17 protein-coding genes and 1 pseudogene are annotated in these 19,571 nt (G+C 68.9%); 7 read left to right on the forward strand and 11 right to left on the reverse strand.

The genetic code is table 11. From position 1 onward, the window contains the following. Positions 1-252: 252 nt before the first annotated feature. Complete coding sequence (locus ACIBK4_RS19645) at positions 253-1,536, reverse strand: helix-turn-helix domain-containing protein (protein WP_398996019.1); 1,284 nt, start codon at positions 1,534-1,536, stop codon at positions 253-255. A gap of 184 nt (positions 1,537-1,720) precedes the next feature. On the opposite strand from ACIBK4_RS19645, the gene ACIBK4_RS19650 reads away from it, so the two are divergent. Both ACIBK4_RS19650 and ACIBK4_RS19655 read left to right on the forward strand, forming a co-directional pair. Further along, positions 1,721-2,203, forward strand: a complete 483-nt coding sequence (locus ACIBK4_RS19650) for a hypothetical protein (RefSeq protein ID WP_398996020.1) — start codon at positions 1,721-1,723, stop codon at positions 2,201-2,203. 98 nt (positions 2,204-2,301) lie between these two features. After that, a pseudogene (locus ACIBK4_RS19655) lies at positions 2,302-2,400 on the forward strand (DUF2165 family protein); the annotation flags it as partial. Between the two features lie 25 nt (positions 2,401-2,425). Here ACIBK4_RS19655 and ACIBK4_RS19660 read toward each other — a convergent pair. Then, positions 2,426-2,977, reverse strand: coding sequence for a hypothetical protein (locus ACIBK4_RS19660; protein WP_398996021.1), 552 nt, complete (start codon positions 2,975-2,977; stop codon positions 2,426-2,428). Between the two features lie 111 nt (positions 2,978-3,088). After that, complete coding sequence (locus tag ACIBK4_RS19665; protein WP_398996022.1) at positions 3,089-5,674, reverse strand: bifunctional FO biosynthesis protein CofGH; 2,586 nt, start codon at positions 5,672-5,674, stop codon at positions 3,089-3,091. Between the two features lie 261 nt (positions 5,675-5,935). On the opposite strand from ACIBK4_RS19665, the gene ACIBK4_RS19670 reads away from it, so the two are divergent. Beyond that, the gene (locus ACIBK4_RS19670; RefSeq protein WP_398996023.1) at positions 5,936-7,468 is read left to right on the forward strand and encodes a CehA/McbA family metallohydrolase; all 1,533 of its coding nucleotides are present in this window, start codon (positions 5,936-5,938) and stop codon (positions 7,466-7,468) included. Positions 7,469-7,481: 13 nt separating this feature from the next. On the opposite strand, the gene ACIBK4_RS19675 is transcribed toward ACIBK4_RS19670, so the two are convergent. Beyond that, the gene (locus ACIBK4_RS19675) at positions 7,482-8,303 is read right to left on the reverse strand and encodes an endonuclease/exonuclease/phosphatase family protein (protein ID WP_398996024.1); all 822 of its coding nucleotides are present in this window, start codon (positions 8,301-8,303) and stop codon (positions 7,482-7,484) included. Positions 8,304-8,353: 50 nt separating this feature from the next. On the opposite strand from ACIBK4_RS19675, the gene ACIBK4_RS19680 reads away from it, so the two are divergent. Together ACIBK4_RS19680 and ACIBK4_RS19685 are read left to right on the forward strand one after the other, a co-directional pair. Next, complete coding sequence (locus tag ACIBK4_RS19680; protein ID WP_398996025.1) at positions 8,354-8,749, forward strand: nitroreductase/quinone reductase family protein; 396 nt, start codon at positions 8,354-8,356, stop codon at positions 8,747-8,749. Between the two features lie 19 nt (positions 8,750-8,768). Further along, entirely contained in the window at positions 8,769-9,206 is a 438-nt protein-coding gene (locus ACIBK4_RS19685) for an SMI1/KNR4 family protein (RefSeq protein WP_398996026.1), read from the forward strand. A gap of 15 nt (positions 9,207-9,221) precedes the next feature. Here the strand turns inward: ACIBK4_RS19685 and ACIBK4_RS19690 are convergent, their stop codons facing one another. The 4 genes from ACIBK4_RS19690 to ACIBK4_RS19705 form a co-directional block, all read right to left on the reverse strand. Beyond that, on the reverse strand, positions 9,222-10,697 hold the full coding sequence (locus tag ACIBK4_RS19690; RefSeq protein WP_398996027.1) for an aldehyde dehydrogenase family protein: 1,476 nt from the start codon (positions 10,695-10,697) through the stop codon (positions 9,222-9,224). Next, a complete protein-coding gene (locus tag ACIBK4_RS19695; RefSeq protein WP_398996028.1) occupies positions 10,694-12,445 on the reverse strand; it encodes an amidohydrolase family protein in 1,752 nt (583 codons plus the stop codon). Before ACIBK4_RS19695 ends, ACIBK4_RS19690 begins: the two co-directional genes overlap by 4 nt. Positions 12,446-12,526: 81 nt before the next feature. After that, the gene (locus tag ACIBK4_RS19700; RefSeq protein WP_078652839.1) at positions 12,527-13,645 is read right to left on the reverse strand and encodes an LLM class flavin-dependent oxidoreductase; all 1,119 of its coding nucleotides are present in this window, start codon (positions 13,643-13,645) and stop codon (positions 12,527-12,529) included. 117 nt (positions 13,646-13,762) lie between these two features. Next, on the reverse strand, positions 13,763-14,539 hold the full coding sequence (locus ACIBK4_RS19705; protein WP_398996029.1) for an SDR family NAD(P)-dependent oxidoreductase: 777 nt from the start codon (positions 14,537-14,539) through the stop codon (positions 13,763-13,765). A gap of 212 nt (positions 14,540-14,751) precedes the next feature. On the opposite strand from ACIBK4_RS19705, the gene ACIBK4_RS19710 reads away from it, so the two are divergent. Then, positions 14,752-15,486 carry a hypothetical protein gene (locus ACIBK4_RS19710; protein ID WP_398996030.1) on the forward strand — a complete coding sequence of 245 codons (735 nt, stop codon included), beginning with the start codon at positions 14,752-14,754 and terminating at the stop codon, positions 15,484-15,486. Positions 15,487-15,571: 85 nt separating this feature from the next. Further along, positions 15,572-16,366 carry a hypothetical protein gene (locus ACIBK4_RS19715; RefSeq protein WP_398996031.1) on the forward strand — a complete coding sequence of 265 codons (795 nt, stop codon included), beginning with the start codon at positions 15,572-15,574 and terminating at the stop codon, positions 16,364-16,366. Positions 16,367-16,416: 50 nt separating this feature from the next. Here ACIBK4_RS19715 and ACIBK4_RS19720 read toward each other — a convergent pair whose 3' ends face one another. The 3 genes from ACIBK4_RS19720 to ACIBK4_RS19730 all read right to left on the reverse strand — a co-directional run bounded on the left by ACIBK4_RS19720 (position 16,417) and on the right by ACIBK4_RS19730 (position 19,366). Next, on the reverse strand, positions 16,417-16,977 hold the full coding sequence (locus tag ACIBK4_RS19720) for a response regulator transcription factor (RefSeq protein ID WP_398996032.1): 561 nt from the start codon (positions 16,975-16,977) through the stop codon (positions 16,417-16,419). A gap of 215 nt (positions 16,978-17,192) precedes the next feature. Then, entirely contained in the window at positions 17,193-18,116 is a 924-nt protein-coding gene (locus ACIBK4_RS19725; protein ID WP_398996033.1) for an LLM class F420-dependent oxidoreductase, read from the reverse strand. After that, positions 18,113-19,366: an amidohydrolase family protein gene (locus ACIBK4_RS19730; protein ID WP_398996034.1), complete on the reverse strand. Its 1,254-nt coding sequence runs from the start codon at positions 19,364-19,366 to the stop codon at positions 18,113-18,115. Before ACIBK4_RS19730 ends, ACIBK4_RS19725 begins: the two co-directional genes overlap by 4 nt. Positions 19,367-19,571: the final 205 nt, after the last annotated feature.

Here is a 19,571-nt window from a genome sequence, read left to right on the forward strand (position 1 = left end):
TCCGTACGTACGAGTCAGTTCAGCACTGTAATCGAACGGGGACGGTGGGTTGAGGGGGTGGATCGGTATATGCGGAGTTGGACATACCTGGGTTGGCCGCTGAGCCGACCCGGCGTGCTGGCGAGACGCGACCGCTGAGTGGGTGGGGGTGGGGGGTTGCTGGAAGCCGTAGGTCAAACTAACCAGTAAATGACCCGTTGACTGGTTAGAAATGACCCCAGCCTACGGAGGCCTGCCTCGTCCTTCGCGTTTCTACTGGTGCACGGCGGCTTGCAGTTCGCGGACGCCGGTTGTGCGTGGGTGGCGTTCTGCGAGTTCGTGGACGATGTTGCGGATCGCGGGGCGGTCTCGGACCTCTGCGGGGCTGGCGCGGTATGCGGAGAGCAGTGCCTGGGCGGTTTGTTCGGGGCGTTGCCATGCCCACCAGGCTCGGGCCATGTCAGTGCCGAGGCGGGCCTTGCGTTCGGCGGTCGGGAATTGGGCGGGGCGCAGGTTCTTGCCCGCTTCCAGGGCCGCGCCGGCGTCGCCGAGTGCCCAGTGGACTCCGACCGCGTACAGGTCCACGGCGGCCGGGCTGATGGGGAACAGGCGTCCTGGCGGGGCGGTTTGGGGCAGTCGGCTGGCGGCGCGGCGGGCTTCCTCGGTCATCGCGAGGGCCTCGGCGCGGTGGCCGGCCCAGGCGGAGGTGTAGGCCAGGGTGCAGAGCATCTGCGCGTACGCGGACGCCGACGCGTCGGAGCGTAGGCCGGTCGCCTCCACGCCGGAGGCCGCTGCCGACATGAGGCCTTGGGCCTCCTCGCCGCGGTTCTGGTGGCGTAGCACGATCGCCAACTCCCGTACTGCGGCTGCCGATGCGAGCGGCGAGCCGGAGACCTCGGCCCAGGTGCGAGCTCGGTCCGCGGTGAGTCGGGCCTGCTCGTAGGAGCCGAGTTTGCTCAGTACGGCTGCGGCGAGGCTGTAGACCGAGGAGAGGCGGGCCTGGTCGAGTTCCCGGCGGGAGGAGGCGGCCGCGTGTCCGTCGGCGATGAGGCCCGGCAGCGCGGCGAGCAGGCGGCCGTGCGTGCCCTTGTCGTACAGCTCGCGGGCCGTGGCCAGCCTGGCGTCCAGCTTTCCGGTGCCGGTCGGGCCGGGGGTGTCGGCCAGGGCCTCGTCCAGTCCGAGCAGCAGGGCGGCCGGTCCGGCGGCTGCCGTGGCGGTGAGCAGCGTACGGCGGCGCATCGGGTCCTCCTCGGCGTGCGGACTGGCCGTCACTCTAGTGGCCGTCGATACCGTCGGGGTGGGTGGCGCGAGAGAACTCACCAGGACGTGTCGCGGAACGCCGACTTCGAGGGCGGCGCGATGGACCAGGGTCAGGTCGACGACCCGGGTGCTGCGTTCCAGCCGGGAGACCGTGGCCGGTGAGCAGCCGAGCCGGTGGCCGAGGGCGGCGAGGGTCCAGGAGCGGTGTTCGCGGCCCAGGCGGATGAGCGCGCCGGGACGTCGTTGTGCGGCCAACTCGCGTGCTCTGGTGCTGTTCCAGAGCGGGTCAACGGGCACGGGCCCCTCCCACACCGCACGGCTGGGGCCCATCACGCTACGGGCGCGGAGCGGGGCCGTCGAGGCCGCTTGCACAACGTGCAAAGCCCTTGCGTGGAAAGCGAGTTGATCGCCTCCGGCGGGTGAGGCGCGGTGTGCTGGGCTCAGCGCCCCGAACCGCGGGGCACCGTCCGACGGAGGCATCATGACAACGGCTCTCGTGCACCTGATGACCCACCCGGCCCGCCCGACCCGCTCCGCACGCGAGGTCGTGCCGACCGAACTGTGGGACAAGCAGGTCGGACTCCTCGTGCGGGACCACCCGTACGACTCGGCCATGGCCGGCCGGGTTCTCGACCAGGGCTACGCCTACCTGCTCACCGCGATGAGGCACCGGGGCGAGTCCCTGGAGCTCACCCCGAGCACACTCGTCGACATCGGCGTCCACACGATCACCCTCGACACCGTGGCCTACGCCGAACTGTGCGACCGCTTCAACGGCGGACACCTCCTGCACCACGTACCCAGGTCCGAGAGGAAAGCCGAGAGGGAAGACGAGAGGAAACACAACGGCTCGGTGACAAGGACGGCCACCGTCATCGCGTCCGACGGCTGGGCCGTCGACCTGCCGCTGTGGAGGGATGCAGAGGAGTGCGGCCCCTGCCACCCGGGCGGCGACTCACACTGACCGAGAGGTACGGCGGGCCCGGTGCGCGGGGAAGGAAACTCTCATGACCACCCCCACCTCGCGCACCGCCACCCTTCTCACCACGACCGTCGCCCTCTGTCGTGATCATCGTGTGGGAGACCCTTGCCGCGCTCGTGCTCGTCTACGGGACCTGGTTGTGGGTCCGGCGCGATGACGGGCGGGCGCGGCGCTTCTCCGTGCGGCTGACGGGCGAGCGGTCCGCTACTTGACCACGATCACCTTCGTGCTCGTCGTGCCGAAGGCCCACAGTGCCGCACCGTCCGCCTTGCCCATCCGGACCCCGCCCGTCTCCTTGCCCGCCGCCGGCGGGGGCGAGGAGCCGTCCACCGCGTTGGAGAAGGCGATGTTGAGGCCGGACTTGGTGGCGAAGTAGACGATGTTCTCGATCTGGACGCCGTCGGAGCCCGTCGTCGCGTCCTTGCGGACCGACACGGTGTATGTGCCGGGGTCGGGGCTCACCGTGCCCGGCCAGACCGCGAACGTACGGGCCGCCTTGTCGCTCGCGTCGACCAGCCAGACCCGTTTCTGGCCGACGGCGTAGACGATGCGCCGCCCGGTACCGGAGGAGGCCGGTACCGCGGCGGCCGTCGCGTGCGGCTTCGGGGACGTGGACGCGTGCGCGGACGCCGAGGCGCTCGGGCGGGCGGCGGACGCCTTCGGGTGCGGGCCCTTGTTGGCCTGGACGGCCAGGACCGTGACCGCGGCGATCGCTCCCACCGTCAGACCGGTCACCCAGACCTTCGAGGCAGGCACGGGCACGCATCTCCTCAGCTACTCACAGCCCCCACATCCCGATCGAACAGGGGTCGGATCATCGTACCGGCCCCCCATCCCGACGCCTGACCTCTCCGCCCGCGCCCGCCCTCAGTCCAGCACCGGCAACAGCTCCGGCAGATGCCCGTCCGAGACGGAAGCGGTCCGCTGCCGTTCCTCCGACACCTCGCCGTAGAGCGTGGTGCGCGGCCTCGCCGGCCGACCCGCCAGTTCCGCTACGGCGACCAGGTCCCGCACCGACTTGTACGAGCCGTACGACGAGCCCGCCATCCGCGAGATCGTCTCCTCCATCAACGTGCCGCCGAGGTCGTTCGCCCCGGAGCGCAGCATCTCCGCCGCCCCCTCCGAGCCCAACTTCACCCAGCTGGTCTGGATGTTGGGGATGTGCGGGTGGAGGAGCAGCCTCGCCATCGCCACCACCGCCCTGTTGTCCCTCATCGTCGGGCCGGGGCGAGCGATCCCCGCCAAGTACACCGGCGCGTTCGTGTGGATGAACGGCAGCGTCACGAACTCCGTGAAACCGCCCGTGCGTTGCTGGATGGAGGCCAACGTTCGGAGGTGGCCCAGCCAGTGCCTCGGCTGGTCCACGTGGCCGTACATCATTGTCGAGCTCGACCTGATGCCCAACTCGTGCGCCGTCGTGACTACTTCGATCCATGTCGCCGTCGGCAGCTTGCCCTTCGTCAGGACCCAGCGGACCTCGTCGTCGAGGATCTCCGCCGCCGTGCCGGGGATCGTGTCGAGGCCCGCCTCCTTCGCCGCCGTCAGCCACTCGCGGATGGACATGCCCGTGCGCGTCGCGCCGTTCACCACCTCCATGGGGGAGAACGCGTGGACGTGCATCCCGGGGACCCGCTCCTTCACCGCCTTCGCGATGTCGAAGTACGCCGTGCCGGGCAGGTCGGGGTGGATTCCGCCCTGCATGCAGACCTCAACTGCCCCGACTTCCCAGGCCTGTTGGGCGCGGTCCGCCACCTGGTCCAGGGAGAGTGTGTACGCGTCCGCGTCGGTACGGCGCTGCGCGAAGGCGCAGAAACGGCAGCCCGTGTAGCAGACGTTCGTGAAGTTGATGTTGCGCGTCACGATGTAGGTGACGTCGTCGCCGACCGCCGACTTCCTCACGTCGTCCGCGATCCGCGTCAACGCGTCCAGCGCCGGACCGTCCGCGTGCAGCAGCGCCAGCGCCTCCGCGTCGGTGAGGCGAGTGGGGTCGTCGGCCGCCGTCGCCAGCGCCTGCCGTACGTCCGTGTCGATGCGCTCGGGGACCATGCCGGGCGCCGCCGCCTCCCGCAGGGCGCCCCAGTCGCCGTAGACCTCGTCGAAGTCGTCACGGCGGTCGGACGTGCGGCCCTCCGTGTCGATCGTCGTGTGGAGGTCCGTGCGGCCGGATGACACGAAGGCCTCTTCCGGCTCCTGCCACGCGTGGCCCTCGACCTTCGCGTCCTCGCGCGCCAGGCCCGTATCCGGGTCCGCCAGTGCCCGCACGTGCGGCAACAGGCGCGGGTCCAGCCAGGGTTCGCCGCGGCCCACGAACTCCGGGTAGACGCACAGGCGTTCGCGGAGTTCGAAGCCCGCCTCCGCCGACTGCTCGCGGAGCAACTCGATCTGGGGCCACGGGCGTTCGGGGTTCACGTGGTCGATGGTGAGGGGCGAGACCCCGCCCCAGTCGTCGATGCCCGCGCCGATCAGGCGCTTGTACTCCGAGTCGACGAGGTTGGGGGGGGCCTGGATGCAGGCCGCCGGGCCCATGATGTGGCGGGCCACCGCGACCGTCGCCACCAGCTCGTCCAACTCCGCGTCCGGCATGCCGCGCATCGCCGTGTCCGGCTTGGCGCGGAAGTTCTGGATGATCAGTTCCTGGATGCCGTGGTACGACCTCGACACCTTCCGCAGCGCGAAGAGGGAGTCCGCGCGCTCCTCGTACGTCTCGCCGATGCCGATCAGGATGCCCGAGGTGAAGGGGACGGACGAGCGGCCCGCGTCCTCCAACACCCGCAGGCGTACGGCCGGTTCCTTGTCCGGGGAGCCGTAGTGCGGGCCGCCGGGCTCGGACCAGAGCCGAGTAGCTGTCGTCTCCAGCATCATGCCCATGCTCGGCGCGACCGGCTTGAGGCGCTGGAAGTCCGTCCAGGTCAGCACCCCGGGGTTGAGGTGCGGGAGCAGGCCCGTCTCCTCCAGGATGCGGATGGAGATGGCGCGGACGTACGCGATCGTGTCGTCGTAGCCGTGCGCGTCGAGCCACTCGCGCGCCTCCGGCCAGCGGTCCTCGGGCTTGTCGCCGAGGGTGATCAGGGCTTCCTTGCAGCCGAGTTCGGCGCCGCGACGGGCGATGTCGAGGACCTCGTCGGGGGACATGAACATGCCGTGGCCGGCGCGGCGGAGCTTGCCGGGGACGGTGACGAAGGTGCAGTAGTGGCACTTGTCGCGGCACAGGCGGGTGAGGGGGATGAAGACGCTCTTCGAGTACGTGATCACGCCGGGGCGGCCGGCCGTCTCCAGGCCCGCGTCGCGCACCCGGGCGGCGGACGCGGTGAGGTCGTCGAGGGCCTCGCCGCGGGCCTGCAACAGCACGGCCGCTTCCGTCACGTCGAGGGCGACGCCGTCACGGGCGCGTTTGAGGGCGCGACGCATGGAGTTCTCGGTCGGGCCGGTTCCGGAGCGCGCGGGAGTCGTCATCCTTCGAGCATACGATCGGTCTGATCAGGCCAAAGAGGGACGCCCGATTCGTTTCGGCCGGGCAGATCGTTACACGGTGTCACTGGTAGGGGCAGCACCCCACCCTCCCCGTACCGGCTCCGGCCCTCGCCCGTGCCGACTCCTGTTTCCCGACACCCGCCGATTCCCTGTCCTTGCACGGGAGTTCACAGCCGACTATCAGAGTCGTACGGGTCACCTCCGCGCCATCCCTGTCACTCACGACACCCCGGGAGCAGCAGCATGTGCGACGACGATCACGGAAACGCCCTCAACCGACGTGCACTGATCGTGACGGGCGCCACCGCCGCGCTTACGTTGGGAAGTGTGACCTTCGCAAGCGGTGCGGCAACCCCTGCAAGCGGTACCCAGGAGACGCGGACGGTCCGGGGCACGCTCCCGACCGGTTCGCCCGACTATGTGTATGTGCCCGTCGAGGTCCCCACCGGGGTCAGTGAGCTCAAGGTGGCGTACACCTACGACAGACCGTCCGTCCCGGCCGGCACCCAGGGCAACGCGCTCGACATCGGCATCTTCGACCAGCACGGCACGGACCTCGGCGGCCGGGGTTTCCGGGGCTGGTCGGGCGGCGCCCGCACGGAGTTCTTCCTCCGCGTGGACGACGCGACCCCCGGCTACCTCCCCGGCCCGGTGCACGCCGGTACCTGGCACATCGCACTCGGCCCCTACACGGTCTCCCCGCAGGGACTGTCGTACGAGCTCACGATCACGCTCACCTACGGCGAACCGGGCGCCGCCCCGCAGCCGGTGTACCCGCCGGAGCGGGCGAAGGGGCGCGGGCGGGCCTGGTACCGGGGTGACTGCCACCTGCACTCCTGGTACTCGGACGGGCGCCGCACCCCCGCCGAGATCGCGGCGCTGGCGCGGGCGGCGGGCCTCGACTTCATCAACACCTCGGAGCACAACACGACGTCCTCGCACCCCCATTGGGCCTCCGAGGCGGGCGACGACCTGCTGATCATGCTGGGCGAGGAGGTGACGACGCGCAACGGTCACGTCGTCGCCCTCGGCACCGAACCCGGCGCCTTCATCGACTGGCGCTACCGGGCCCGCGACAACCGCTTCGGCCGGTACGCCCGCGAGATCCGCCGCGCCGGCGGCCTGGTCGTCCCCGCCCACCCGCACGCCACCTGCATCGGCTGCGCCTGGAAGTTCGGCTTCGGCGAGGCGGACGCGGTCGAGGTGTGGAACGGCCCCTACACGCCCGACGACGAGGTCGCCCTCGCCTCCTGGGACGCGACGCTGGTGGCCTCGGTCCGCGACAACCGCGCGTGGCTCCCGGCGATGGGCAACAGCGACGCCCACCGCGACCCCGACGCGGTCGGCCTCCCCCAAACCGTCGTCCTGGCCGACGACTTGACGAGGGATGCGATCCAGGACGGCCTCCGCGCGGGCCACTCCTACATCTCCGAGTCCAAGAACCTCTCCCTCACCTTCACCGCGACGGGTGGGCGGGCCCAACACGCGGGAATCGGCGAGCGGTTGGGGGTCGACGCGGACACCCCGGTCACGGTACGGCTGGAGGCCACGGGCGCCCCGCGCTGCACCGTTCGCTTCGTGACCGACCAGGGGGTCCTGTTCACCAGCGATCCGCTGCCGGTGGGCGGGGCGGGGAGCGTGGAGTGGCATACGACGGCTGCCTACGCGGCGTACGTACGGGCCGAGTTGAGGCATGAGACGGCGGCGGGGACGGTACCGGGGGCGCTGGCGGCGCTCACGAACCCGATCTTCCTGGGTACGGGCGGCGGCAAGTGATCGTCCCGACTGCCTAGGACGTCCCGTCGCCCAACTCCACGACTACGGCCGCGTGGTCGGTCGGCCACACCCCGTCGACCGGCCCGTCGCCCGCGCGCCGTACGCCCCGCACATGCCCGAGCCCGCCCTTCCCGGTCGGTTCCACGAAGACGTAGTCGATACGGACGCTCGGCCCGAACGTCCCCGCGACATAAGGGTTCCTGAGATCCCAGGTGACCGAGGGCGCCCCGGGTTCGGCGAAGTCCCAGGCATCCATGAGGACTTGACCGGCAACGGGCGGCGCGGTCCGGTACCCACCGAACAACCGGACCTCGTCCGAGTCGGGCCAGGCGTTGAAGTCCCCGGTGACGACAGCCGGAAAGGGCCCCTCTCCACGGTGCTCGGCGACGAACTCCGCGAGTGCGGTGACCTGTTGGCACCGTACGGCCGAGGCCTCGGTGGCGGAGGAGAGGTGGGCGGTGAAGAAGGGGATGCGGTGACCCGGCGCGTCGAGCCCCGCGTACAGCGCGAGCCGGCCGCCGTCTCCATCGCCCGGCGGCAACGGCAGTACGGCCCGCTCGGCGACGGGCCAGCGGCTGAGCACGGCGTTGCCGATGCCGACGGTCGGATCGCCGAGCCGTCGCTGCCAGAACCCGGGGTCGTGGGAGGCTCCCCAGGTCCAGTGCATACCGAGTTCCGAGGCGAGCCATGCGGCGAGGTTCACACCCTCGGCATCCCACACCTCCTGCAACCCGACGACATCGGGATCGAGCTCCCGCAACACGGCCAGGATCGCCTTCTGCCGGGCCTCCCAGGGCCCGTACCGCCACCACAGGTTCCATGTCACTACGCGCACGCGATCATTGAAGTCCACGCCCCGTCCGAGCAACAGGAGATCCGAGAAAGATGCCGACACCGAACCCCGAGGCCAAGTACCGCACCATCAGCCGGATCCAACGCGTGCTGAACTCGGTCACCCGCCACCTCCCCACCCAGACCGTCCTGGAGACCACGGGCCGCGTCTCCGGCCAACCCCGCCGCACCCCGCTCGGCGGCCGCCGTATCGGCAACACGTTCTGGCTGGTCTCGGAGTTCGGCGAGCTCTCCCACTACGTCCGCAACATCAAGGCGAACCCGAAGGTACGGGTCCGCATCATGGGCCGCTGGCACACCGGCACGGCCCACCTCCTCCCGGACGACGACCCTCAGGCCCGCCTGCGCACCCTGCCCCGCTTCAACAGCGCGGCGGTGAAGGCGATGGGGTCGAGTCTGTTGACGGTGCGGGTGGATTTGGGGGACTGAGCCCACATAACCTGCGCGTATGTGGAAAGGCGCCGCCCAACAGGCCTGCCCGGAGGCGGAGTTCGACGTCCCGGTCGATGCGCCGACCCTCCGCGCGGCAGAGCTGCAACTCGGTCGGCGGCTCCCCGCCGCGCTCGCGGACCTGCTCCAAGAGACGAACGGCATCCGCGGCTCCTACGGGCTCGACACCGTCTGGACCCTGGAACGGATCGTCGCGGACAACCTGCGCTTCTGGTCGGACCCGATGTTCGCCGACCTCTACATGCCGTTCGAGCCGCTGCTGTTCTTCGGCGACAACGGCGGCGGCGACCAGTTCGCGTTCGTGCGCGTCCCCGACGGGCGGCCCGACGTCTTCGTATGGGAGCACGAGGACGACAGCCGCCGGTGGGTGGCCCGGGACCTGCGCGACTACCTGGACCGTTCCCTCAGGTCCGAGGGCGACGACTGGTATCAATGACCGGCCCGAAAGACGTCACCCCGCCCACACAATCGCCTGCACCTCGCTGTACGCATGCAGCGCGTACGACCCCACGTCCCGCCCCACCCCGCTCTTCTTGAACCCCCCGAACGGCGCCTCCATGTTGCGCCCCACGGTGTTGACCCCCACCCCGCCGGCCCGCAGCAGCCGCGCCACCCGGAACGCCCGGGCCACGTCCCCCGACCACACGTAGTCGATGAGGCCGTAGTCGCTGTCGTTGGCGAGGGCGACCCCTTCCTCCTCGGAGTCGAAGGGGACGACCACGACGACCGGCCCGAAGATCTCCTCGCGGACGACCCGCATCTCGGCGCCGCAGTCGGCGAGGACGGTGGGTGCGACGAGGAACCCCGGTCCGGTGGACGGCCGTTCACCACCTGCTACAACCACCGCGCCCTCCTTCCGGCCCAGTTCGACGTACGACTCGACGCGCTCCCGGTGTGCCGCCGAGATCACCGGCCCGACGACCGTGTCCGGCAGGCGCGGATCGCCCACCTTCAACGCCCCTGCGTACACGGCCAGTTGCTCGACCAGCCGGTCGTAGATCCCGCGCTGCGCCAGCACCCGCGTAGGCGCCGTACAGATCTGCCCGCTGTAGAAGGAGAACGTCGTCCCGATCCCGGACACGGCAGAGGCGAGATCCGCGTCGTCGAAGACGACCGCCGCCCCCTTCCCGCCCAGCTCCATCAACTGCCGCTTCATGCCTCGCCCGCACACCTCGGCGATCCGCTGCCCCACAGCCGTAGACCCGGTGAAACTGACCATGTCGACGTCACCGGACTCGACCGCGGCCTCCCCCACCTCCACCGACTGCCCGTTGACGACGTTCACGACCCCGCGAGGCACCCCGGCCGCCTCCAAGGCCTCCGCCATCCGGTACACGGACAACGGATCCTGCGGCGCCGGCTTCACCACCACCGTGTTGCCCATGGCGAGGGCGGGAGCGATCTTCCCGGCAGGGTTGGCCCACGGGTTGTTGTACGACGTGATGCAGGCGACAACACCCACCGGCTGCCGCACGGCAACCGCACCCATGACAGCCGCCCGCCCGAACGGCCCGGCCTCGTTGACCTGCGGCGCGATCGCCCACTCGGCAGGTTCGACGGTCGCGTACCGCCGGAACCGGGCCGCGGCGACGCCCACTTGCATGCCCCGCGCGGTCCCGGTCGTGGCGCCGCTCTCCGCCTGGGCGAGCTCGGCGTACGACACGAGCCCGCGACGGATGAGATCAGCCGCCCGCCCGAGAATCGCCGCCCGCTCCTCGGCCGACGTACGCGACCAGGGCCCGAACGCCTCCCGGGCAGCGGCGGCAGCGGCGAACACCTGTCCCCGCGAGGCCTCCGGCGCCCACCCCACGGTCTCCTCGGTAGCGGGATCGACCACGGCGTAGTACCCACCGTCAGGCTCGACCCACTCCCCGCCGACGAACAACCGCTGCCCGCCCGCCACTTGAGAGCCCGCCCCGGAACTCACCTCGTGCTCACCGTCCTGGTGTCCCGCCCCGACCGCAGCACCCGCCCGGGCACGTTCCCGCTCACCACGTCGTCCCGGATGGCCTCAACTCCGTTGACCCACACGGCTCGTATCCCGATCACCTTGGAGTCGAGACGCGGACTGCCGCCCGGCAGGTCGTGCACCAGGGTGGCCTTGCCGGCGTCGATCCGTTCCGGGTCGAAGAGCACCAGATCCGCATGCCACCCCTCCCGCAACTGCCCCCGCTCCCGCAGCCCGAACAACCGCGCCGGATCATCGGTGAGCATCTTCACGGCCTGCTCCAACCCCACCAACTTCCGCCCCCGCAAACAGTCCCCGATGAACCGGGTCGTGTACGGCGCCCCGCACATCCGATCCAGATGCGCCCCGGCATCGGACCCACCGAGCAACACGTCCTCGTGCTGCCAGGTCTCGGCCCGCAGCGCCCAGGAGGCGGGGTCATTGTCGGAAGGCATCGGCCAAAGAACCGTACGGAGTTGGTCAGCCGCGCAGATCTCGACGAGACACTCGAAGGCCTCCTGCCCCCGCTCGGCGGCGATGTCCTTGACCACCCGCCCGGTCAGCCCCTCATTGGCCTCGCTGTACGTATCCCCGATCACATACCGCCCGAAGTCGGCGAGCCGCCGAAAGACGCCCGCCTCCTTGCTGTTGGCGTTCCGCAGCATCTCGGCCCGTACGTCCGGCTCCCGCAACTTGGCGATCCGCTCGGGCACGGGCAGGCTCAGAATCGGTCCCCACCCGGGTATCAGGTTCAGCGCACAGAACGTACCGAGGGACATGTTCATCGGCGTGAGAATCGGCATGGTCAACGCGACGACCCTGCCCCCGGCCTTCCGAGCCCGCTCACTCGCGAACAGTTGCCGAGGTACGCGCTCGGGAACGGCGGCATCGATGGTCAACACGTTCCAGTTCAACGGCCGGCCGGCCACCGCGCTCATCTCGACGAAGAGATCGATCTCCGCGTCACTGAACTGATCGAGACACCCCGCGACGATGGCCTCGATCTGTGTCCCTTCATGCTCCCCAACAGCCCGCGAAAGCGCGATGAGTTCGGCAGGCTGCGCATGCCGCGAGGCAACCGGCTTCCCGTCCCCGTCCGAGTGGGTGGAGGACTGCGTGGTGGAGAAACCCCAGGCCCCCGCGTCCATGGCCTCGTGCAACAGCCGCACGATCTGGGCGAGTTGCTCCTCACTCGGCTGCCCACCGACAGCCTCCGGCCCCATCACATACCGGCGCAGCGCACAATGCCCCACCATGAAGCCCGCGTTGACAGCGATCCGCCCGTCAAGAGCGTCCAGATACTCCCCAAAGGACGACCACGTCCAGGGCGCCCCTTCTTCGAGAGCAACCAGCGACATCCCCTCAACCTTGGACATCATCCGCCGCGTGTAATCGGCATCGGCAGCCCGGGAAGGATTCAACGGGGCAAGCGTGAAACCACAGTTGCCGGCGGCGACGGTGGTAACTCCGTGGTTGAGGGACGGCGTGGCATACGGGTCCCAGAACAGCTGGGCGTCGTAGTGGGTATGGGGATCGACGAACCCGGGCGCGAGGACGAGGCCGGCGGCGTCCTCCGACGTCCGGGACTCCTCAACCACCGTCCCGATGACGGCAATTCGCCCGTCCCGTATACCGACGTCGGCGACAAACCCGGCCGCCCCCGTCCCATCAACGACGGTGACACCTTTGATGACGTGATCGAGCACGAGCCTTGCCTCCTCAAGCATGCGATGCGCTGACCGACCTGCTTTTAGGGGCGCGGGGAACTGCGCGACCAGCCCCCACGCCCCCGCAGCCGCCGTACAACCTCAGGCCGTCTCCCGGAACCGCGTAGTCCGGTGAACAGGATCCGTGTCGATCTTCGGAACCACGTGCTCCCCGATCAACCGAATCGTCTGCAACGTCTCCTCCTTGGGCACCCCCACCGGCAACCCAAAGCTCAACTGATCCGCCCCCGCCTGCTCCCACCGCTTGCACTGAGTGAGCACCTCATCCGGATCCCCACAGATCAACAGCTCCTCTTCCACGAGGAGTTCGACAAACTCCGGCGTGTACTCGGGCAGGGTCTCCGGCCACACCGGGAACCCCTCAGGCCGAGGAAACGTGTCGTGGTACCGGAACACCAGCGAGGGCAGATAGTGCAGCCCCCCACTCGTGGCGATACGAATCGCCTCGTCATGGGTCGGCGCACAGATCGCCGTCGTGGTCACCATGACGTTGTCGTTGACGAACGCCCCCACCGGCTCGGCGTTCACGATCGCCGTCTTGTACTGCTCCAGCACCCACTCCATGTCGGACACCTTCTGGATGCTGAACCCCAGCACCCCCAGCCCCTTACGGGCTGCCATCGCATACGACGGCGGCGACCCGGCGGCGTACCACATCGCGGGGTGCGCCTTCCCGTACGGCTTGGGCAGGATCTTCCGCGGCGGCAACTGCCAGTGCTTGCCCTGGAATCCGACGTACTCGTCCTGGAGCCACATCTTGGGGAACTCGGCGATGGTCTCTTCCCAGATCTCCTTGGTGTAGTTCATGTCGGTCACCCCCGGTATGAACCCGAGGATCTCGTGCGAGCCGGCCCCGCGCCCGCTCCCGAACTCGAAGCGATTACCGGTGAGATGGTCGAGCATCGCGACCTTCTCGGCGACCTTCACCGGGTGGTTGACCTGGGCGAGGGGGTTGAAGATGCCCGACCCGAGGTGGATGCGCTCGGTGGCGTGGGCGAGGTAGCCGAGGTAGACGTCGTTGGCCGAGAGGTGCGAGTACTCCTCCAGGAAGTGGTGCTCGGACGCCCAGGCGTACTTGAAGCCGGACTTGTCCGCCTGGATGACGTACTCGGTCTCCTCCATCAGCGCCTTGTGCTCGGCCAGCGGGTCCGTCTCGGCGCGCTTGCCCACGTATCCCTGTACAAAGAGCCCGAATTCCAAGGAGGTTCACCGTCCCAGTCCAGATGGTCCCTATGAGTGCTACGACTTTCTGACGTAGCGTCAGATTCGTCAATAGATGACGCCCCGTCAGATGCCCCCGCGTGCTGTCGGATGACGTCAGATGACGCTGACCCCGGCCAGCCAGCCCCCGTCGATCACGAACGGCTGCCCGGTGATGTAGGACGAGTCGTCGGAGGTCAGGAAGAGTGCCAGGCGGGCGACCTCCGCCGGCTTCCCGATCCGGCCCAGCGGCACGAGCTTGCGGTACAGCTCGTCGAGGGCACTGGACATCGCCTCGACGTCGGCGTCCGGGTCGAGTTGGGCCGGGTTGGACATCGCCGTGTCGATGGCACCCGGGCACATCGCGTTGACCCGGATACGCCGGTCCGCCAACTCCAGCGCGGCGACGCGGGTGAGCCCGAGGATCGCGTGCTTCGTCGCCGCGTACGTCCCGACCGCCGCCATCCCCGTCACCGCCGTGTACGACGCCGTATTGACGATCGTGCCGCCGTCCTCCATTGCCGCCGCCACGGTCTTGATCCCGAGAAAGCAGCCGACCTGGTTCACCCGCACGACCTGCATGAACTCCTCAAGGGGCGTGTCCACAAGGGAGTTGAACCGCAGGATCCCCGCGTTGTTGACCAGCCCGTCGATCCGCCCGTACGTCTCCTTCGTGGCCCCCACGGCGGCACTCCAGTCCGCCTCATCACCGACATCGAGATGGACGTAGGACGCGGACTCGCCCAACTCCTTTGCCAGTGCCTCCCCTTGCTCGTCCAGCACATCGGCCACGACGACCTTCGCGCCCTCGGCCGCGAACAGCCGCGCCTCCTGCTCCCCCTGCCCACGCGCCGCTCCGGTGACCAGAACGACACGCCCGTCCAGCTTGCCCATGCGGGCCTCCTCGGGATCGGTGGATGCGGGGCATCGTAGCGCCGCAGCTGACGGAGCGTCAGATAGCAGGAAGGCCCTTGCACAAGCACACTGCGAGCACACCGTGAGCGCACCGCAAGCACTTCGCGCGTGCACAAGCGCACTTCAAGTGACCGCGGAGTAGGGACATTTGACTCTGTCCATACCTCGGCTTGGCTCCAACAATTCCTGTCATGGCAAAGAGGAGATTGCGCAACAGGAAAGTCAGGTACGTGGCGATCGGCGCGGCACTCGCCACCGGAGGGGTGGTCGTCGCCCTGCTGCCGTCGGCGAACGCGGCCGACGCGAAGCCCCCGGACCAGATCATGACCATGTGCGAGAGGTCCGCCGTGGTCAACGGCGAACAGCGGTCCGTGGAGGATTTCGGCGGCGCCTTCGCGGACGGTTTCCAGGCCGACAACTGCGACTACGTGGAGACGAATTTCGAGACCTTCGACGGCCCCACCGAAAAGGCGTCCATCGACTTCCCCAACTGTGAGCCGAACGCCACCGATCCGGCCAAGGTCTCCATCACCTGGTCGTCGACCTCGGCACAGGGACAGGGCACGTACGTCTCCACCCAACAGGGCGCCGCGGGCGGCCTGTTCGGATTCCTGAGCGGGGCCTGGGCCAAGCACAAGGGCACCCTCGACATGACCGTGAAATCGGCGACGGCCGGGGACACGGAAGCGCGGGACGTGCCGGTCGGCAAGGTGCTCCACATGGAGTTCACGCCCAAGTTGCAGCGTATGACGGGTGAATGGCGGGTGCGGATCAACGCCCGGGAACAGACCACCGTCCTGCCCGCCAGTCCGGAGCAGAACTTCGTGGCCCCGGACGTCGTCGAGGGACCGGTCATCCTGCCGGGCGCGGCCGGCGCCCCCGGTGTCGTGGACGGCACCTCCAAGGCGGTCCTGGAGGACTGCTGAGCCGACAGCCGGCCCTCAAGTAACCCCAGTTCACAGCCATTTGACCCGACCTCCACCTCCACCCTCACCCCCACCGGAGATCCCCATGACCCAGACCCCCCGCCCCAGAAGCCACCGGAGCAAGAAGAAGCGCATCACCCTCGCCCTCGCCCCCGTCGCGGCGCTCGCGGTGATCATCCCGCTGATGAACCAGGCGAACGCCGCCACCCCGTCCGAAGTGAGCGCCGACTGTTCCGCGGACTCCGACAAACTGGCCAACTGCGAGTTCGTGGACGTGCAGTTCAAGGCGAACAGCCTCGGGCCCAACGAACGCGTCTCCGCGGTGTCCGACAACTGCGGTTCCACGAGCACCGCGACGAAGACCTTCAACGTGAGCACCTCGGTAACGAGAACCCTTCAGGTGGAAGAGGGAACCGTCACCGAGGCCGGTACGAAACTCGGCAACTCGCTCTTCGAAGTCGGCCTGGAATTCAGCACGTCGACCATCAACATCACGCGTGACGACAAGACGACCACCCTCGCCTTCAACCGGACGGACACCGTGCAGGCGGACAGCACCGCCTTCTTCATGTGGTCCGCCAAGCGCACCGATGTGAGCGGATTCCTGAAGGCGACGTACAAGGAGGCACAGGACGGCCAGACGGTGTTCTTCTCGCCCAGCGAGGGTGCCGCCACCGTGCACGTCTTCTATCCGCAGATCCTGAACAACGGAACGCCCGACGGGCGCCTTTGGCTGCGGAATGTGAAATGCAACACCACCGCGGCCGACACCGTCCCGAACTCCACGAAGGCCCTCCAGTCCGAAGAGGCCGGATTCGGCCAGGGCGGCGCCAATGTCACCGACGTGGAAATACCGCTGTCGGAGGTCCCGGCACCCTGATCCCCGGAAAGGGATTCCGGCCAGGCGTTCCCGGATGTTCCCGAATGTTCTCAGGTGCGAAGCACGGGCGTGGCTCCCAGCCACCGCAGGACCGCGTCCGTGCCGCTCCTGGCGTCCAACTTGGCATAGATGTTGCTGAGGTTGTTGCGCACGGTCTTCTCGCTCAGCCGTAATCGCTGCCCGATCTGCTGCGCCCCCAGACCGGTCGACAGCAGCTCCATGATCTGCTGCTCGCGCGGCGAGAGCAGCGCGCGCAGCCGCTCCATCGCGTCGTCGGTCGCGGCCATCCGCCGGGCTCCCTCGCGCAGGGCGGCGGTCGCCGACGGAGAGAGGTAGGAGTGCCCGACGGTGGCCGCCACCATCGCCGAGGACATCATCTCGGGGCAGTGGTCGCCCTCGACCAGATAGCCCGCTCCGGCCCGGAACACCTCGACCACCGCTTCGGTGTCCCGGCGCGGACTGACCACGACCGCCGGGACCTTCCGGGTGCGGAGCACCTCCAACAGCCGCGGAAACGACACGGCCGGATCCTCGCAGTGCAGCACGACGACGTCCGCCGTGGTCTCCGCCAACCCCTCGTAGGGCGGCGGGACATGCACCACACGCTCCACGTACGGATCGTCCGGGGGCGGCCAGTTCTCATGCGGCCAGGTGACCCCCGCAGAGGCCACGGCAACTACGAGTCGCTCGGAGGATCGCACTTCGGAGGTCCTTCCGCCGGAGCCAAAACGTCCGTACGTCTGTACATACGCGGCTCGGCGTAACCGTGTTCAAACAGGCCGTGATCAAAGTCGTGACGAGAGTCGTGACGTGATGAGAGTCGCGATCAGAGCAACGGTCCCACCTCGGTCCCGAACTCGCTTATTTGGTCCGTGAGTTCAGCTCGGTCACGGCACCGGAACCGCACCTGGATCTGGTCCACGCCCATCTCCCCGTAGGCACGCAGGGATTCGGCGAGGACCTCGGGCGCCCCGGTGAGCGTGCGCCGCCCGACCTCCCACCCCGGATCACCCACGTACAGCGGCTCGGTGATTGCCCCGAACACGAACGGCCCCTGGATCGACGCTTCTTCGCGCAGTCGCCGTATCCGCTCGATCTGCGCGGGCAGCTTGTCGCGCGGGTCGCCCTGCGGCAGCCAGCCGTCCGCCTTGAGCGCGGCCCGGCGTACGGCGGCGGGAGACGATCCTCCGACCCAGAGGGGGACGTGTTCCTGGGTGGGACGCGGCCGCTGCCCCAGCCCCTCGAAGTCGTACAACTTGCCGTGGTGCTCCGGGAATTCGTCCGGTCCGAGCGCGGCGCGCAACGCGTCGATCGACTCGTCGAGGACGAACCCGCGCCGCTCGAAGTCGACGCCCAGCGCCTCGAACTCCTCCTGTACGTGCCCGGCGCCGACCCCGAGGATCAGCCGGCCCCCGCTGAGGTGGTCGAGGGTGGCGTACTGCTTGGCGGTGAGCAGGGGGTGCCGTAGGCCTACGACCGCTACATGGCTGAGGAGTTGGACGCGTTCGGTGACGGCCGCGAGGTAGGAGAGGGTGGCGACGGGGTCGTACCAGATCGTGCTCATGGCGGTGGCGAGGCGGCGCGGGACGCCGACGTGGTCGCAGCCCGCGATGTAGTCGAAGCCCGCGCGGTCGGCGGCCCGGGCGATCTCGACGAGGTCGGCGGGGCCCGCGTCGGCCTCCCAGGGTTCGGCGTAGATGGTGCTCTGGGACTGGACGGGCAGCTGCAACCCGTAGGCGGGGCGCGTCACTTGGGGCCTTCCCAGAGGCCTTCGGGCGTCAGGCCCAGCAGTTCGATCGCGTTGCCTCGTACGATCCGCTCGACCACGTCCGGTGCCAGGTGCCCCATCTGTGCCTCGCCCACCTCGCGCGACTTGGGCCAAGTGGAGTCGGAGTGGGGGTAGTCGGTCTCGTACAGCACATTGCCGACGCCGATGGAGTCCAGATTGCGGAGCCCGAACGCGTCGTCGAAGAAGCAGCCGTAGACGTGCTCGGTGAAGAGTTCCGACGGCGGGCGGTGGACCTTGTCGGCGACGCCGCCCCAGGCTCGGTTCTCCTCCCAGACGACGTCGGCGCGCTCCAGGATGTAGGGAATCCAGCCGATCTGGCCCTCGGCGTACATGACTTTGAGGTCCGGGAAGCGCTCGAACTTGCCGCTCATCAGCCAATCCACCATCGAATAGCAGCAGTTGGCGAAGGTGATCGTCGACCCGACGGCGGGCGGCGCGTCCGCCGAGGTCGACGGCATCCGGCTGCTGGAGCCGATGTGCATCGCGATGACCGTGCCGGTCTCGGCGCAGGCGGCGAGGAACGGGTCCCAGTCGTCGGTGTGGATGGAGGGCAGGCCGAGGTGCGGGGGTATCTCGGAGAAGGCGACGGCGCGGGTGCCGCGGGCCGCGTTGCGGCGGACCTCCGCCGCGGCCAACTCCGGGTCCCAGAGCGGGATGAGAGGCAGGGGGATCAGGCGGCCCCGCGCGTCCGGGCCGCACCACTCCTCCACCATCCAGTCGTTGTAGGCGCGGACGCAGAGCAGGGCGAGTTCGCGGTCGGCGGCCTCGGTGAACGTCTGGCCGCAGAAGCGGGGGAAGGTGGGGAAACACAGCGCGGACTGGACGTGGTTGACGTCCATGTCGGCGAGCCGGGACGGAACGTCGTACGACCCCGGACGCATCTGCTCGTAAGTGATGACTTCGAGCTTGATCTCGTCCCTGCTGTAGCCGACGGCGGTGTCGAGGCGGGTGAGGGGGCGGTGCAGATCCTCGTAGACCCACCAGTCGCCGATGGGTCCGTCGTCGCCGATCTCGCCCATCACGGGCTTGAACCGGCCGCCCAGGAACGTCATTTCCTTCAGGGGCGCGCGGACTATGCGAGGGCCGGTGTCCAGGTATTTCTTGGGCAGCCGGTGCTGCCAGACGTCGGCGGGCTCCACGGTGTGGTCGTCGACGGAGATGATCAGCGGGAGGGTGGCCTGGTCGGTTTCCTGGGGGTTCTGGGTGTCCATGGCGCTCACGGTAGCGCCGATCTGACGGCCCGTCAGCTAGCTGGATACGGGTTCGGGATGCTCGGTTGTGTGCGGAACTGTGCGCAGGCCGTGTGAGAGCCTTGTGATATCCCGCGCGGCCACCTGTGAGCGGTGTCTCCGAGAGCTGACGCATCCGCTCCGGACAAGGCAAACTGTCGTAGTTATCAGGCTTGCCTAGGGGGAA

This window comes from Streptomyces sp. NPDC050528, assembly GCF_044457795.1.
Taxonomy (GTDB): Bacteria; Actinomycetota; Actinomycetes; order Streptomycetales; family Streptomycetaceae; genus Streptomyces.

What these genes read in the sequence shown, in the direction of transcription:
- ACIBK4_RS19650 (WP_398996020.1), top strand. Translation starts at nt 1,721, where the DNA reads ATGACAACGGCTCTCGTGCACCTGATGACCCACCCGGCCCGCCCGACC.
- ACIBK4_RS19665 (WP_398996022.1), bottom strand. Translation starts at nt 5,674, where the DNA reads ATGACGACTCCCGCGCGCTCCGGAACCGGCCCGACCGAGAACTCCATG.
- ACIBK4_RS19670 (WP_398996023.1), top strand. Translation starts at nt 5,936, where the DNA reads ATGTGCGACGACGATCACGGAAACGCCCTCAACCGACGTGCACTGATC.
- ACIBK4_RS19680 (WP_398996025.1), top strand. Translation starts at nt 8,354, where the DNA reads ATGCCGACACCGAACCCCGAGGCCAAGTACCGCACCATCAGCCGGATC.
- ACIBK4_RS19685 (WP_398996026.1), top strand. Translation starts at nt 8,769, where the DNA reads ATGTGGAAAGGCGCCGCCCAACAGGCCTGCCCGGAGGCGGAGTTCGAC.
- ACIBK4_RS19695 (WP_398996028.1), bottom strand. Translation starts at nt 12,445, where the DNA reads ATGCTTGAGGAGGCAAGGCTCGTGCTCGATCACGTCATCAAAGGTGTC.
- ACIBK4_RS19705 (WP_398996029.1), bottom strand. Translation starts at nt 14,539, where the DNA reads ATGGGCAAGCTGGACGGGCGTGTCGTTCTGGTCACCGGAGCGGCGCGT.
- ACIBK4_RS19710 (WP_398996030.1), top strand. Translation starts at nt 14,752, where the DNA reads ATGGCAAAGAGGAGATTGCGCAACAGGAAAGTCAGGTACGTGGCGATC.
- ACIBK4_RS19715 (WP_398996031.1), top strand. Translation starts at nt 15,572, where the DNA reads ATGACCCAGACCCCCCGCCCCAGAAGCCACCGGAGCAAGAAGAAGCGC.
- ACIBK4_RS19730 (WP_398996034.1), bottom strand. Translation starts at nt 19,366, where the DNA reads ATGGACACCCAGAACCCCCAGGAAACCGACCAGGCCACCCTCCCGCTG.